This is a genomic window from Streptomyces krungchingensis (assembly GCF_054729265.1).
Map to the genome: position 1 here is coordinate 5,081,459 of NZ_JBPUKY010000001.1, position 13,430 is coordinate 5,094,888.

Below are 13,430 nucleotides of genomic sequence, written 5' to 3' on the forward strand. Positions count from 1 at the left end.
GTCGTGCCGCGCGCACACCCGCCCGGGCCGCGCGCCCCACGTACGTATTGTCATGACCCGGATCAGACCGGGGCGTCTTTACTATGCACGCACGGGCCCGCGGGGAGATCGCCGGGGAGCACTCAGCACACAACAACTACGCGGCGGATATGGATCCGTGACCTCGCAACGCCCTCCGAGGACCGTCGAGAGCAGGACCCCCGCCGGGGCCCGCTACGCGTCGAGGACCGTCCGCCACTCCCGGACCGCTTCCACCGAGACGGGTCCGCTCCAGCCGCCCGGGCGCGCGGCGCCGCCGATGTGGAAGGCGTCGATGCCGGCGGCGCGCAGCCGCGGCACATGGTCGAGGCGCAGCCCGCCACCGACCATGATCCGCGGCTCGTAGCCCGGTTCGCCGCTCCGCGCGGCCTCGGTGACGAGGGTGGCCAGACCGTCGTCCACGCCCGCCGCGGAACCGGCGGTCAGATAGGCGTCCAGGCCCGGCAGGTCCGCGAGCTGCTTGCGCAGGGCGTCGCGGTCGGCGGCGCGGTCGATGGCACGGTGGAAGGTCCAGCGGCAGCCGTCGAGTTCGGCGACGATCCGCTCCACGGCGGCCAGGTCGGCACCGCCGTGCTCGTCGAGGAAGCCGAGCACGAACTCGTCGGCCCCCGCGGAGCGCATCTCACCGGCGACGCGTACGAGCGTGTCGACGTCGCCCGCCGCGAAGCCGTCCGCCAGGCGGAGCATCACGCGCAGCGAGATGTCGACGGAGGCGCGAATGCCGGCGAAGGTCTTCACCGGCGGGGTGAGTCCGTCGGCGGCCATGTCGGTGACCAGCTCCAGCCGGTCCGCGCCTCCCGTCTGGGCGGCGACCGCGTCCTCCACGCCGAGGGCGATCACCTCCAGGACTGCGCTCTTGCGCTCGCTCATCGGACCTCTTCCCTCAGGCGGCTACAGGTCTAGTCCAATCCCAGAGTACGCGTCCGCGATGTTCCTCGTCCCCTCCGCCCCCGCCGAACCCCGGACCGGGCGGGCAGCGGGAACGGCGGGGGCCGAGCCCGTGGGGCCCGGTCCGGGACCGGAACCCCGGCAGGCCCGGCCGCGAGGGCCGCCGGCGTCAGCCGAAGAGGTTCAGCTCCTCCTCCTTCGCGCCCGCCAGCTCGTACCGCGCCCCGTCGACCGGCCGCCCGGAGCACAGCCGCACGAGCGTGGCGGAGTCGCCGAGATACCGGGCCGGCGGCCGGTCCCCCGGCACGCTCCCCAGCCGCAGCGGCTCGTCGACGTCGTCGAGGTCGGCGTGCAGCGGCACGCGCTCCTTCTCCCGGCTGATCCGCACGAGCAGCGTCAGCGCGTACGGCAGCCCGGCACCCCCGTAGGCCCCGGGCGCGCCGAACGTCGCGCGCACGTCCCCGGCGTGCACCCACTCGCCGAGCGCGATGCCGTCGAGGACGCCCCCGGCCTCGGCGATCACCGGCCCGGCCTCGGTCATGCCCCGTTCCAGTTCGTCGACGACCTCGCCCGTGGACCAGCCGGCACGGTCGGCGATGTCACGGTCGTTGGACTCGGGACTGAACACCCCCGGCTCGAAGCGGCTCTCGACCACCCGCATCAGTACGGCCGAGCAGTGCGCGAGCAGATCCCGCACGCTCCAGCCCGGACACGCGGCGGTCGGCAGCGCGAAGTCCGCGTCCGGGCGGGCGCGCAGCAGCGGCAGCAGCGTGTCGCGCTCGGCGAGCAGGAGCCGCCCGGGGAGTTCGGGGTCCCTCACGTCGTACGCATCTTCAGAAACCATGGGCTCCACGCTAGGCACCGCACCCGCACGTCGGCGAGGACAATGACGACACGAACGGGCCGCGCCGGGACCGGCGGGGCCCGGTGTGACGGACAGGACCGAGGAGTGGGCGGGTTGGACGCGATGGACGAGACGGCGGCCGGCGGGCGGCGGCACCCGGCCCACGAGGACCTGGAGAAGCGCTGGGAGGCGACGGTCCGGGCCGCCCGGGACACCGGGGGACACGACCCCCTCGCCGGTGCCGCGCCCTCGCCGCACCCCTACGCGGCGAACCTGCTGGCCCGCTGGGCGGAACCCCAGCGCCGCTATCACACCACCGATCACCTCGTCGCGGTCCTCGGCCACATCGACGTCCTGGAGGAGTACGCCGAGGACCCGGCCGCCGTGCGGCTCGCGGCCTGGTTCCACGACGCCGTCTACCTCCCCGACCGCTCGGAGAACGAGGAGCGGTCCGCCCGGCTCGCCGAGCGCGCCCTGCGCGAACTGGGCGTCGGCCCGGCCCGCACGGACGAGGTCGTCCGCCTCGTCCGGCTCACCGTCACCCACTCCCCCGCGCCCGACGACGCCGACGGCGCCGTGCTGTGCGACGCCGACCTGGCCGTCCTGGCCGCACCGCCGGAGGCGTACGCCGCGTACGCGGCGGCCGTGCGCGAGGAGTACGGCTTCGTCCCGGACGACGCGTTCCGCGCGGGCCGCTCCGACGTCCTGCGTCAACTCCTGGCACTCCCGCAGCTGTTCAGGACGCCCTACGGGGAACGCGAGTGGGAGGAGCGGGCGCGCCGGAACATCGGCGCCGAGCTGGAACGCCTCGGCGCGTGACCGCCCGTCCCACCGGGTCCGGCGGGCCCGGTCGGCCGGACCGGGCGGGGGGAGCGGAAAACCGGTTCGACGGGGAGCCCCGGACGACGTACGAAGGGGGCATGCCCCCGATACCCCGCCCGTCGGACCCCGAGCGGGCCGCCGCCTCCGCTCCCGTCCCCGCGTCCGGCCCGGCTCCCGCCGCCCGCCGGGCTCGCATGCCGCTGGCCGTGTACGTCCTCGGTCTCTCCGTCTTCGCCCTCGGCACCAGCGAGTTCATGCTCTCCGGTCTGCTGCCGCCGATCGCGGACGATCTGCACGTCACGATCCCGCGGGCGGGCCTGCTGATCTCCGCGTTCGCGATCGGCATGGTCGTGGGGGCGCCGCTGCTCGCGGTGGCGACGCTCCGGCTGCCCCGCCGCACCACGCTCGTCGGTCTCCTCGCGCTCTTCGGACTGGGCCAGGTCGCGGGCGCACTCGCGCCGACGTACGCGACGCTGTTCGTGTCGCGCGTCGTCAGCGCGCTCGCCTGTGCCGGGTTCTGGGCGGTCGGGGCGGCGGTGGCCGTCGCGATGGTGCCGCCGGACAGCCGGGCCCGTGCGCTCGCCGTGATGATCGGCGGGCTGTCGATAGCCAACGTGCTGGGCGTACCGGCCGGCGCGTTCCTCGGGGGCGGTTTGGGCTGGCGGGCCGCCTTCTGGGCCGTCGCCGCCGCGTCGGCGGTCGCCCTCGTCGGGGTCGTCACCCTCGTCCCGCGCATCCCGCTCCCCGAGAAGAGGCCGCGCCCGAGGCGGGAACTGCGGATCTTCCGTGACCGTCAGGTCTGGTTGTCCATCTGCGTGATCGCGCTCGCCGCGGCGGCGGTCTTCTGCCCGTTCAGCTATCTCGCCCCGCTCCTCACCGATGTCGCCGGGCTGGACGACGGCTGGGTGCCGACCGTGCTGGCCCTCTTCGGGGTCGGCGCGTTCATCGGTACGGCGATCGGGGGCCGCCTCGCCGACGCGCACCTCTTCGGCGTGCTGCTCGGCGGCCTCGCGGCCGACACGGTCATCCTCGTCGCGCTCGCCCTCCTCGGGCGGTTCGCGGTCGCCGCCGTCGCGCTCTCCTTCCTCCTCGGCGTCGCCTGCTTCTGCACGGCGCCCGCGCTCAACGCGCGCATGTTCAACGTGGCCACGGCGGCCCCCACCCTGGCCGGTGCCACGACCACGGCCGCCTTCAACCTGGGCAACACCGGCGGTCCCTGGATCGGCGGCACGGTCATCGACGCGGGGTTCGGGTACGCGTCGACGGCGTGGGCGGGAGCGGCCCTGGCCGCGGCCGCCATCGGCGTGACCGCGCTCTCGCTGCGCCTGCACCGCCGCTCGGGGAACGGGAATTCACGGGTCGTGACCGCGACCGGCACGGCGAACAATTCGGTACGTACGAAGGCGTGAGGGGACCTATCCTCGCCCGCATGGCAGACATGGGCGGGGATCAGGTGGCGGAGGCCGTCGAGGGAAGCGTGGCCGTGCTGCGCGCCGCGGCCGGGCTGGACTGGGAGGGGACCCCGGCGGGCCGTCTCGCATGGAACTGCCGGCGGACGGCGGAGCACATCGCCGGTGATCTGATCGCGTACGCCGGGCAGTTGGCCGGGCGGGCCACCGAGGCGTACGTCCCCTTCGAGATCGTGATGGAGGACGGCACCGACCACGCGGGTGTCGTCGACGTGATCGGGACGACGGGCGCGCTGCTGGCCGCCGCCGTGCGCACCACGCCGCGCGAGGTGCGCGCGTTCCACCCGTACCCGTTCCGCAGCGCGAACCGCGAGGGCTTCGCCGCGATGGGCGTCGCCGAGGTCCTCCTGCACACCCATGACATCGCCGAAGGCCTCGGAATCGCCTACGAGCCCCCGGCCGCGCTCTGCGAGGCCGTGCTGACCCGGATCTTCCCGCAGGTCAGGCCCGGCCCCGACCACTGGCGCACCCTGCTGTGGGCGACCGGCCGGGGCGACCTGCCCGGCCGCGCCCCGGTCACCGAGTGGCGCTGGAGCAACAATCTGGTGATCGGCACCGAGCGGCTCACCCTCCAGGGGGTCACCCCGGCCGCCGCGGCCGATCTGAGCACGGGCGGCACGGGCGGCTTCGCGTGGATCGAGGGCGGCCCGTTCGAAGGCACGCGGGACGCCGCCGGGATGGTCGTGAAGGCGTACGAGGGCGGGGTGCACCGGCCGGAGTGGGGCATGTTCGTCCTGGTGCGCCGGGAGGACGGCCGTGCGGTCGGCGGGATGGGCTTCCACGGGGCACCCGACGAGGACGGCCGTGCCGAGGTCGGCTACGACCTCGCGGAGCAGGCCCGCGGCCACGGCTACGCGACCGAGGCGCTGCGTGCCCTGGCCGCCGAGGCTCTGGCCCGCGACGACGTCACGACGCTGTTCGCCGCCATCGACCGGGCCAACGCCCCCTCCCAGGGCGTGATCTCCCGCGCCGGGTTCACGCGGGTGAGCGAGGACGTGGAGCAGTACGCGTACGAACTGCGCGGCCTGGACCGCTCCTTGCGGCTCTACGCCCGCGAGAGCTGACCCGGCCCCACGGCCGGCCCCTGCCCGGGTCCGGTGCCGCCCGGACCCGCCCGCCGGGTCTGCGTCCATCGGCGCAGCCGCGTCCAGCGGGATGGCGTACCTCAGGCGGATCCGTGGCGTTCCGCACCCCTCGCACCCGCGCCCGCTCCGGATAATGCCTTCACCGCGGCGTGCGCGCCGCGCCGTTGTCGTGGATCGGGGGAACACGATGAGCCGGCACGACCCGCAGCCGCAGCCGCAACCGCCCGGACCGCCCGCGCCCCCGGACCCCGGCCATCTGCTGGCCCGCACGGGGGTGCGGTGGACCATCATCGGCGTGCTGGTCAGCACCCTGCTGGCGGTCGTCGGTCTGGTGGTGCAGGCGCGGCAGGGCCATGACGACACCGCCCGCGGAGGTTCGGGCACGGGCGCCTCCGGCACGAACGGCGGCCCCGGCCCGTCCGAGGTGACGCAGCCGGCGACGGCGCCGGCGACGTCGCCGGTGGTCTCACCGCCCGACGACGGCAGCGGACTGACGGCCGCCGAGCGCGCGCTGCGCGACTCGCTCAACAGCGACCAGTGGCGGCGCGAGAGCTGCGAGCGCGAGACGGCACCGGGCGCGACGGCCGCGCTGAAGTGCACGGTGACGACGAACGACGCCACCGCGGGGACCGTCACCACGAAGGCGGACATCGCGCTGTACCCGTCGCGGAGCAAGCTCCAGGAGGTGTACCGGAGTTATGCCGCGAACCTCCCGGAGGGCAACTGCGACCAGACCATGAACGTCCGCGGCACGTGGCACGAGAACGATTCCTCCGCCCCCGCCGGGGACATGGCCTGCTACACCGCCGACACCACCCGCTACGTCATCTTCTGCACGTACTACGACCGCCCGGCCCTGTTCCAGGTCACCGGGGCGGACCCCGCCGCGCTGACCAGCTGGTGGCACACCCTCGACCCGGTGTTCACGGACTGAGGCTCCGCGGGCCCGGTCCGCCCCGGACGCCCCGGTCACGTCCGCCGCTTGCGCCGGCGCAGCCCCGCCGCGTGCAGCAGACGCACCACCTCGCGGCTGCTGACCTGCACCGCACCGGCCGCGACGGCGTCCGCGTAGCGGTGTTCGGGGATGTCGTAGTGGTCGCGCTCGAAGGCCCGCCGGGGTGCGCCCAACCCGGCCGCGAACGCGTGCAGTTCGTCGTAGGAGACGTCGCTGATCAGGTGGGACCACCATCGACCGTGCCCGGGCCAGGTGGGCGGGTCGATGTAGACCGTCACGAGGAGGGGCCCCCGCCCGCCGCCGAACCCAGCGAGCCCACCGAGGCCACCTTCACGCCCACCTTGTGGCACACCCAGTGCGGGTCGGGCCCCAACTCGGGCTCCACGTCGAGGGCGTGCGGATCGCCGGAGCCGCACACCGGGCACAGCGGCCACCGCCCGTACTTCTCCAGCAGCGCGTCCTGCACGTCCTGGGCGACCAGCCCCGCGACATAGCCCGCGCCCTCCGGCCACTGCTCGACCCACCAGCGGCGCTGCACCACCGACTCCTCCACGAGGCTGACGACGTCCGCCTCGGCGACCTCACCTGCGACCAGGTCGGCGAGTACGAGGGAGCGCGCGGCATGCAGGGCCTGCTCCAGGGGGCTGATGGGGTCCATGTCCCCATTGTGCGCACCCTTGACCGTATGCCCCAAAGGAAAATATCTTTCATCATGTGACCAATGACGTGAAGGAAATTTTCGCGGGAGGAGAGGCGCCGCCCGCCCCCGCCGCCCTCGCGGCCAAGGTGCGGACGCTCGCCCCCTCGATGACCCGCTCCATGCAGCGCGTCGCCGAGGCCGTCGCCGGCGACCCCGCCGGCTGCGCGGCCCTCACGGTCACGGGCCTCGCCGAGCTCACCGGCACCAGCGAGGCCACCGTCGTCCGCACCGCCCGTCTCCTGGGCTACCCCGGGTACCGGGACCTGCGGCTGGCACTCGCCGGGCTCGCCGCCCAGCAGCAGTCGGGCCGCGCGCCCGCCGTCACCGCCGACATCGCGGTCGACGACCCGATCGCCGACGTCGTCGCGAAACTGGCGTACGACGAGCAGCAGACCCTCGCCGACACCGCCGCCGGACTCGACACCGTCCAGCTCGGTGCCGCCGTCACCGCGCTCGCCGCGGCCCGCCGCGTCGACATCTACGGCGTCGGCGCCTCCGGCCTGGTCGCCCAGGACCTCGCCCAGAAGCTGCTGCGCATCGGACTCATAGCCCACTCGCACAGCGATCCGCACCTCGCCGTCACCAACGCGGTGCAACTGCGGGCCAAGGACGTGGCGATCGCCATCACGCACTCCGGCTCCACCGGCGACGTCATAGAGCCGCTCCGGGTCGCCTTCGAGCACGGGGCGACGACGGTCGCCGTCACCGGCCGCCCGGGCGGGCCCGTCACGCAGTACGCGGACCACATCCTCACCACGTCCACCGCCCGCGAGAGCGAACTGCGTCCCGCGGCGATGTCGTCGCGCACCAGCCAGCTCCTCGTGGTGGACTGCCTGTTCGTGGGCGTCGCACAGCGGACGTACGAGAAGGCGGCACCGGCACTGTCCGCCTCGTACGAGGCGCTGGCGCACCGCCACACCCCTCGCGGCGGCGGATCCCGCTAGCCGGGGAGGGCCGGCCGCACCGGCGCCCGGCCGCCCGACCGCACCTCTTGACCGACGGGGCCCTTCTTCACTCAGCACCAGAAGTCGTCGTACCGCACTGGAAAGAGCCGCCCTCCATGACCTCAACCGCCGACGCCTCCTCCAACTACCGTGATCTGCGGGACCAGTTGGACTCGATGACCACCGAGGCGTTCCGCCCCGAACTCGCCGAGATCGACCAGCTGGCCACGCTGGAGATCGCCCGGATCATGAACGGCGAGGACGCGACGGTGCCGACGGCCGTCGCGGCTCAGCTGCCGCTCATCGCCGCCGCCATCGACGACATCGCGGACCGCATGTCCCGCGGCGGCCGTCTCGTCTACGCGGGCGCGGGCACCGCGGGGCGCCTCGGCGTCCTGGACGCCTCCGAGTGCCCGCCCACCTTCAACACCGACCCGTCCGAGGTGGTGGGCCTGATCGCGGGCGGACCGACCGCCATGGTGACCTCGATCGAGGGCGCGGAGGACTCCAGGGAGCTGGCCGCGGCCGACCTGGAGGCACTGTCGCTGACCCCCGACGACACGGTGGTCGGCGTCTCCGCCTCCGGCCGCACCCCGTACGCCGTCGGCGCGGTCGAGCACGCCCGCGCGCGGGGCGCTCTGACGGTCGGCCTGTCCTGCAACGCGGGCAGCCCGCTCGCGGCGGCCGCGGACCACGGCATCGAGGTCGTGGTGGGCCCCGAACTGCTGACCGGTTCGACGCGCCTGAAGTCGGGCACGGCCCAGAAGATCGTCCTGAACATGCTCTCGACGATCACGATGATCCGCCTGGGCAAGACCTACGGGAATCTGATGGTCGACGTACGCGCGTCGAACGAGAAGCTCCGGGCCCGCTCCCGCCGCATCGTCGCGCTGGCGACGGGCGCCCCGGACGAGGACATCGAGCGGGCGCTCGCCGCCACGGACGGCGAGGTGAAGAACGCGATCCTCACGATCCTGGGCGAGGTGGACGCTCCCACGGCCGCCCGCCTTCTGAAGGAGAGCAGCGGCCATCTGCGCGCCGCGCTGGCGGCCGCGGCCGGCTGACCAGCACTCTCGGGGAGTGCGCACACCGGACAGCATCACCGCCGAAGCGATCCTCCCCCTCGTGGGCGGCCCCGCGAACGTCGTCTCCGTCGCCCACTGCATGACCCGCCTCCGGCTGGGCCTGCGGGACCGGAGCCTGGTCCAGGAGGCGGCGCTGCGGGCGCTGCCCGCCGTGCTCGGCGTCGTCGCCGACGACGCCACGTACCAGATCGTCCTGGGCCCGGGGACGGTCGCCCGGGTCACCCCCGAGTTCGAGGCCCTGCTGACCGCGGCGCCGGCCGGCGCCGCGGAGCGGCAGGCGGCCGGCGCACCCGGCCTCCTGGCCACCGCACCGGCCGGCCCCCCGGCGGACAGCACCGCCGAACGGCTGGCGGCGAGGGGCGCGGAGCTGCAGGCCGACCGGCGCCGGCGCAACTCCACACCCGTGCGGATCATGCTGCGCCGGATCGCGGACATCTTCGTCCCGCTGATCCCGGCCCTGATCGGCTGCGGAGTGGTCGCCGGCCTCAACGGCCTGCTGGTCAACCTCGGATGGCTCCCGGGCATCACCCCCGCCCTGACCGCGATCGCCTCCGGCTTCATGGCGCTGATCCCCGTCTTCGTCGGCTACAACACGGCGAAGGAGTTCGGCGGGACGCCCGTCCTCGGCGGCGCGGTGGCGGCGATCGTCGTGTACGCGGGGGTGGCCAAGGTGACGGTGTCCGGCACGGCGCTGTCCCCCGGCCAGGGCGGCGTCCTGGGCGCCCTGGCCGCGGCGCTGCTGGGCACGTACGTGGAGAAGTGGATCCGCGGCCGGGTCCCGGACGCGCTGGACGTCCTCGTCACCCCGACGCTCACCGTCCTGATCACCGGCCTGGTGACGCTCTACGGCCTGATGTACGCGGCCGGTGAACTGGCCACGGCCATCGGCACGGCGGCGAACTGGCTGCTCGACCACACGGGAGCCCTCGCGGGCCTGGTCCTGGGCGGCCTGTTCCTCCCCCTGGTGATGCTGGGCCTGCACCAGGCGCTGATCCCCATCCACACCACCCTCATCGAGCAGCAGGGCTACACGATCCTGCTGCCCATCCTGGCGATGGCGGGCGCGGGCCAGGTCGGCGCGGCCCTCGCGGTCTACGTCCGGCTGCGTCACGACACGTCGCTGCGCACGACGATCAGGTCGGCCCTGCCCGCCGGCCTCCTCGGCGTCGGCGAACCCCTCATCTACGGCGTCTCCCTGCCGCTCGGCCGCCCCTTCGTCACGGCCTGCGCGGGAGGAGCCGCGGGCGGTGCCTTCGTCGGGTTCTTCTCGATGCTGGGCGACAAGGTCGGCTCCACGGCCATCGGCCCCTCGGGGTGGGCGCTGTTCCCGCTCCTGAACGGCAGCCGGGGCCCGGTCCTCGCCGCGGCGGTCTACGCGGGCGGCCTGCTCACGGGGTACGTCGTCGGCTTCGCGGCCACCTATTTCTACGGCCTCGCCGGATTGTCGGTGGCGCGTGCGAGGGTGGAGCCATGAACCACGCACAGCTGACCGCCCTCGGCCGGGCCCTTCGCCTGCTCGGCGAGCACGGCGACGCGCTCACCGCCGACACGCCCGACGCGAAGCTGCACGAGGTCAAAGCGGACCTGAAGCGGGCGTTGGACCTGCTCGACGAGACGGTGACGACCGCGGCGCCCGCGACGCGCTGCTCCGAGCATCCGAACGGTCCGGTGGACGAGGGCGCCCCCGATCTGTGCCTGCTCTGCGAGACCCGGCGCCGCACCGCCCGCCGCACCGAGGTCAACGACGCGTACGGACGCGCCCGCCGCCCCGGCCCCGACGAGTCCCCCGAGCGCGCCTCGTCGCGTTACGGCGTGCGCGGCGACCGCCCCCAGCCCCAGCAGCGCTGGCTCCCGGAAGTGTGGAACGGCCAGGAATGGCAGCTGTGCGGCACCCCGCGCCGCGACCGCCACGAGGCCGAGCGCTATCTCGCCGCCGAGCGCAGGACGCCCCACCCGGGCATGGCCTACCGCCTGGTCCACGAGTTCACCGACTACGAGGTCCTGCGCATCTGGGGCACCCCCGTCCGGGTCGACATCGAGCCGATGGGGAATCTGTAGCCCGCGCCCGGCGGCGCCACTCCCCTTCACTCCGAGTATCGGCGTTCACCACACAGCGTGGCCGACCGCTCTCTAACCTGGCCGAAGACGGCACCTCATCAACCCCTCCTGCTCGACAGGGAGTTGCCATGCCAGGACGCCCCAAGGACCTCGACCCGTCCTCGTCGCCCCGGGCCATGATCGGCGCGGAGCTGCGGCACGCCCGCGAGAACGTCGGCCTCAGCCAGGCCGAGCTGGGCGAACCGCTCTTCGTCAGCGGCTCGTTCGTCGGCCAGCTGGAGGCCGGGACCCGCCGCCTCCACCTCGAATACGCCGTCCAGATGGACGAGATCCTGGGCACGAACGGCTTCTTCGCCCGCAACTGCCGGGCGCTGGCCAAGTCCAAGTACCCGGACCACTTCGCCGAGGCGGCGGAGGCGGAGGCGATCGCTACGGCGATCAGGCAGTACGCGCAGTTGCTCATCCCTGGCCTGCTGCAGACCAGGGCCTATGCGGAGGCCGTCTTCCGCGCCTACAGGCCGACGTCTACGGACGACGAGATCGAGGCTCTGGTGTCCGCCCGTCTCGAACGGGCCCGCCTCCTCGACGATCCGACAACGCCACTGGTGTGGGCGGTCTTCGACGAGGCGGCACTGCGGAGGGTGGTCGGCGACGGCGCGGTGATGGCGGAGGCTCTGCGGCACGTGGCGGACCTGACGCGCAAGCACAGGATCATCGTGCAGGTGGTCCCGTTCACCGCGGGAGCACACGCGGCGATGGAGGGCTCCCTGAAGCTGATGGAGTTCGAGGACGCTCCGCCGCTGTCCTTCGTGGAAGGCCCCGACATGGGCAAACTCCTGGACGACCCGGCCACGGTCGCCCGCCACGGACTGACGTTCAACTTCCTCCAAGCGGCAGCACTTTCACCCCAGGATTCACTGGCCCTGCTGGAGACGCTGGCGCAGGATTACGAGCATGGAGAACAGCATCCGTGAGGACGACCTGAGTACGGCCACCTGGTACAAGTCCAGCTACAGCGGCGGCGAGGGCGGCGACTGCCTGGAGGTCGCCCGGTGGCGCAAGTCGACGTATAGCGGCGGCAGCGGCGGCGACTGCCTGGAGGTGGCCGACGGTCACCCCACCCTCGTACCGGTCCGGGATTCCAAGAACCCCGGCGGCCCGGTGCTCGTCTTCCCCGCTCCGGCCTGGGCCGCCTTCGTCGGCGAGGTGAGGGCGCGCCACTGACCCACCGGGGCCCGACCGCCCGTGGCGGCCCCGGCGTCGCACGCCGGGGCCGCCACGGAACGGAACTCAGCTCAGCGAGCGCAGCGCCGACGCGTCGTACGGCGCGAGCTCCTCGAACCGCCCGTCGAGGACCTTCGCCGCCCACTGCGGGTCCTGGAGCAGCGCACGGCCGACGGCGACGAGGTCGAACTCGTCGCGCTCCAGGCGGTCCAGCAGGTTGTCGAGGCCGGCCACCGGGGCGCCCTCGCCCTGGAACGCCTTGATGAAGTCGCCGTCCAGGCCCACCGAGCCGACGGTGATGGTGGGCTTGCCGGTCAGCTTCTTCGTCCAGCCGGCCAGGTTCAGGTCCGAGCCGTCGAACTCCGGGAGCCAGTAACGGCGGGTGGAGGCGTGGAAGGCGTCCACACCGGCCGCGGCGAGCGGCGTGAGGATCCCGTCCAGCTCCTCCGGCGTCTCGGCGAGCCGGGCATCGTACGCCTGCTGCTTCCACTGCGAGTAGCGGAAGAGGACGGGGAAGTCCGGCGAGACGGCCGCGCGGACGGCGGCCACGATCTCGGCCGCGAACTTCGTGCGCGCCACCGGGTCGCCGCCGTAGGCGTCCGTGCGGCGGTTGGTGCCCTCCCACAGGAACTGGTCTATGAGGTAGCCGTGGGCGCCGTGCAGCTCGACGCCGTCGAAGCCGATGCGCTCCGCGGCGGCGGCGGACTCGGCGAACGCCTCGACGACGTCGTCGAGGTCCTGCTGGGTCATGGCCTTGCCGGTGACGTCCGCGCCGGCCGAGGTGAGGCCGGAGGGGCCGACCGCGGGGGCGTCGGCGAACGGCGGCTCGCCCGCGTTGCGGACCATGCCGATGTGCCACAGCTGGGGCACGATCGTGCCGCCCGCCGCGTGCACGGCGTCCGCGACCTTCGTCCAGCCCTCCAGCTGCTCCGCGCCGTGGAAGCGCGGCACCCGGTCGCTCTGCCCGGCCGAGTCGTGGCCCACGTAGGTGCCCTCGGTGACGATGAGGCCGACGCCCGCGGCGGCGCGGCGGGCGTAGTAGCCGATGACGTCCTCGCCCGGGACTCCACCGGGGGAGAACATGCGGGTCATCGGGGCCATCACGATCCGGTTGGGGACGGTCAGCCCGTTCAGGGAAACGGGCCGGGACAGGATCTCTGCGGCGCGGGAGGCGGCGGTGTCGCTCACGGAGCGGTCTCCTTGGGGGTCGGAGAGGCGTCACTCTGACGCCGAGCGGGACATTCCGGGTGGTATGTGCACATGCATCAACCACCCCTCCACGACAACCCGCGAACCCCGGCCCCGCATTCCGCCGCA

At 73.6% G+C, this 13,430-nt stretch carries 15 protein-coding genes; 10 read left to right on the forward strand and 5 right to left on the reverse strand.

Translation table 11 applies throughout. From position 1 onward, the window contains the following. Nucleotides 1–213: 213 nt before the first annotated feature. Together ACSYGO_RS22280 and ACSYGO_RS22285 are read right to left on the reverse strand one after the other, a co-directional pair. A complete protein-coding gene (locus ACSYGO_RS22280) occupies nucleotides 214–909 on the reverse strand; it encodes a copper homeostasis protein CutC (protein ID WP_426681555.1) in 696 nt (231 codons plus the stop codon). A gap of 187 nt (nucleotides 910–1,096) precedes the next feature. Continuing rightward, nucleotides 1,097–1,771, reverse strand: coding sequence for a maleylpyruvate isomerase family mycothiol-dependent enzyme (locus tag ACSYGO_RS22285; RefSeq protein ID WP_426681554.1), 675 nt, complete (start codon nucleotides 1,769–1,771; stop codon nucleotides 1,097–1,099). Between the two features lie 123 nt (nucleotides 1,772–1,894). Here ACSYGO_RS22285 and ACSYGO_RS22290 point away from each other — a divergent pair, with 123 nt between their 5' ends. From ACSYGO_RS22290 to ACSYGO_RS22305, 4 genes are all read left to right on the forward strand, one after another. After that, nucleotides 1,895–2,590, forward strand: coding sequence for an HD domain-containing protein (locus ACSYGO_RS22290; protein ID WP_432189404.1), 696 nt, complete (start codon nucleotides 1,895–1,897; stop codon nucleotides 2,588–2,590). Nucleotides 2,591–2,787: 197 nt separating this feature from the next. Continuing rightward, entirely contained in the window at nucleotides 2,788–4,002 is a 1,215-nt protein-coding gene (locus ACSYGO_RS22295; protein WP_426681566.1) for a Cmx/CmrA family chloramphenicol efflux MFS transporter, read from the forward strand. A 20-nt stretch (nucleotides 4,003–4,022) separates the two neighbouring features. Beyond that, complete coding sequence (locus ACSYGO_RS22300) at nucleotides 4,023–5,126, forward strand: GNAT family N-acetyltransferase (RefSeq protein ID WP_426681553.1); 1,104 nt, start codon at nucleotides 4,023–4,025, stop codon at nucleotides 5,124–5,126. 208 nt (nucleotides 5,127–5,334) lie between these two features. After that, nucleotides 5,335–6,081 (forward strand): hypothetical protein, encoded by a 747-nt coding sequence (locus ACSYGO_RS22305; RefSeq protein WP_432172554.1) that lies wholly within the window; start codon nucleotides 5,335–5,337, stop codon nucleotides 6,079–6,081. Nucleotides 6,082–6,116: 35 nt separating this feature from the next. Here ACSYGO_RS22305 and ACSYGO_RS22310 read toward each other — a convergent pair whose 3' ends face one another. Together ACSYGO_RS22310 and ACSYGO_RS22315 are read right to left on the reverse strand one after the other, a co-directional pair. Then, the gene (locus ACSYGO_RS22310) at nucleotides 6,117–6,380 is read right to left on the reverse strand and encodes a DUF4031 domain-containing protein (RefSeq protein ID WP_426681551.1); all 264 of its coding nucleotides are present in this window, start codon (nucleotides 6,378–6,380) and stop codon (nucleotides 6,117–6,119) included. Then, entirely contained in the window at nucleotides 6,377–6,760 is a 384-nt protein-coding gene (locus ACSYGO_RS22315; protein ID WP_435226012.1) for a hypothetical protein, read from the reverse strand. Before ACSYGO_RS22315 ends, ACSYGO_RS22310 begins: the two co-directional genes overlap by 4 nt. A 56-nt stretch (nucleotides 6,761–6,816) precedes the next feature. On the opposite strand from ACSYGO_RS22315, the gene ACSYGO_RS22320 reads away from it, so the two are divergent. The 6 genes from ACSYGO_RS22320 to ACSYGO_RS22345 all read left to right on the forward strand — a co-directional run bounded on the left by ACSYGO_RS22320 (nucleotide 6,817) and on the right by ACSYGO_RS22345 (nucleotide 12,113). After that, entirely contained in the window at nucleotides 6,817–7,746 is a 930-nt protein-coding gene (locus ACSYGO_RS22320) for a MurR/RpiR family transcriptional regulator (protein WP_432189388.1), read from the forward strand. A 116-nt stretch (nucleotides 7,747–7,862) separates the two neighbouring features. Then, nucleotides 7,863–8,810 (forward strand): N-acetylmuramic acid 6-phosphate etherase, encoded by a 948-nt coding sequence (murQ, locus tag ACSYGO_RS22325; protein WP_426681549.1) that lies wholly within the window; start codon nucleotides 7,863–7,865, stop codon nucleotides 8,808–8,810. A 16-nt stretch (nucleotides 8,811–8,826) separates the two neighbouring features. Continuing rightward, nucleotides 8,827–10,305, forward strand: a complete 1,479-nt coding sequence (locus ACSYGO_RS22330) for a PTS transporter subunit EIIC (RefSeq protein ID WP_426681548.1) — start codon at nucleotides 8,827–8,829, stop codon at nucleotides 10,303–10,305. After that, complete coding sequence (locus ACSYGO_RS22335; RefSeq protein WP_426681547.1) at nucleotides 10,302–10,889, forward strand: hypothetical protein; 588 nt, start codon at nucleotides 10,302–10,304, stop codon at nucleotides 10,887–10,889. Before ACSYGO_RS22330 ends, ACSYGO_RS22335 begins: the two co-directional genes overlap by 4 nt. Nucleotides 10,890–11,017: 128 nt before the next feature. Then, nucleotides 11,018–11,863, forward strand: a complete 846-nt coding sequence (locus ACSYGO_RS22340) for a helix-turn-helix domain-containing protein (RefSeq protein WP_460387381.1) — start codon at nucleotides 11,018–11,020, stop codon at nucleotides 11,861–11,863. Beyond that, a complete protein-coding gene (locus tag ACSYGO_RS22345; RefSeq protein ID WP_460387383.1) occupies nucleotides 11,844–12,113 on the forward strand; it encodes a DUF397 domain-containing protein in 270 nt (89 codons plus the stop codon). Before ACSYGO_RS22340 ends, ACSYGO_RS22345 begins: the two co-directional genes overlap by 20 nt. Nucleotides 12,114–12,179: 66 nt before the next feature. Here the strand turns inward: ACSYGO_RS22345 and ACSYGO_RS22350 are convergent, their stop codons facing one another. After that, the gene (locus ACSYGO_RS22350) at nucleotides 12,180–13,301 is read right to left on the reverse strand and encodes an NADH:flavin oxidoreductase (RefSeq protein ID WP_426681544.1); all 1,122 of its coding nucleotides are present in this window, start codon (nucleotides 13,299–13,301) and stop codon (nucleotides 12,180–12,182) included. Nucleotides 13,302–13,430: the final 129 nt, after the last annotated feature.

Excerpts from the sequence above, each read along its gene's own strand:
- ACSYGO_RS22340 (WP_460387381.1), top strand. The coding sequence starts at position 11,018 with ATGCCAGGACGCCCCAAGGACCTCGACCCGTCCTCGTCGCCCCGGGCC.
- ACSYGO_RS22300 (WP_426681553.1), top strand. The coding sequence starts at position 4,023 with ATGGCAGACATGGGCGGGGATCAGGTGGCGGAGGCCGTCGAGGGAAGC.
- ACSYGO_RS22285 (WP_426681554.1), bottom strand. The coding sequence starts at position 1,771 with ATGGTTTCTGAAGATGCGTACGACGTGAGGGACCCCGAACTCCCCGGG.
- ACSYGO_RS22290 (WP_432189404.1), top strand. The coding sequence starts at position 1,895 with ATGGACGAGACGGCGGCCGGCGGGCGGCGGCACCCGGCCCACGAGGAC.
- ACSYGO_RS22280 (WP_426681555.1), bottom strand. The coding sequence starts at position 909 with ATGAGCGAGCGCAAGAGCGCAGTCCTGGAGGTGATCGCCCTCGGCGTG.
- ACSYGO_RS22315 (WP_435226012.1), bottom strand. The coding sequence starts at position 6,760 with ATGGACCCCATCAGCCCCCTGGAGCAGGCCCTGCATGCCGCGCGCTCC.
- ACSYGO_RS22335 (WP_426681547.1), top strand. The coding sequence starts at position 10,302 with ATGAACCACGCACAGCTGACCGCCCTCGGCCGGGCCCTTCGCCTGCTC.
- ACSYGO_RS22345 (WP_460387383.1), top strand. The coding sequence starts at position 11,844 with ATGGAGAACAGCATCCGTGAGGACGACCTGAGTACGGCCACCTGGTAC.
- ACSYGO_RS22305 (WP_432172554.1), top strand. The coding sequence starts at position 5,335 with ATGAGCCGGCACGACCCGCAGCCGCAGCCGCAACCGCCCGGACCGCCC.
- murQ (WP_426681549.1), top strand. The coding sequence starts at position 7,863 with ATGACCTCAACCGCCGACGCCTCCTCCAACTACCGTGATCTGCGGGAC.
- ACSYGO_RS22295 (WP_426681566.1), top strand. The coding sequence starts at position 2,788 with ATGCCGCTGGCCGTGTACGTCCTCGGTCTCTCCGTCTTCGCCCTCGGC.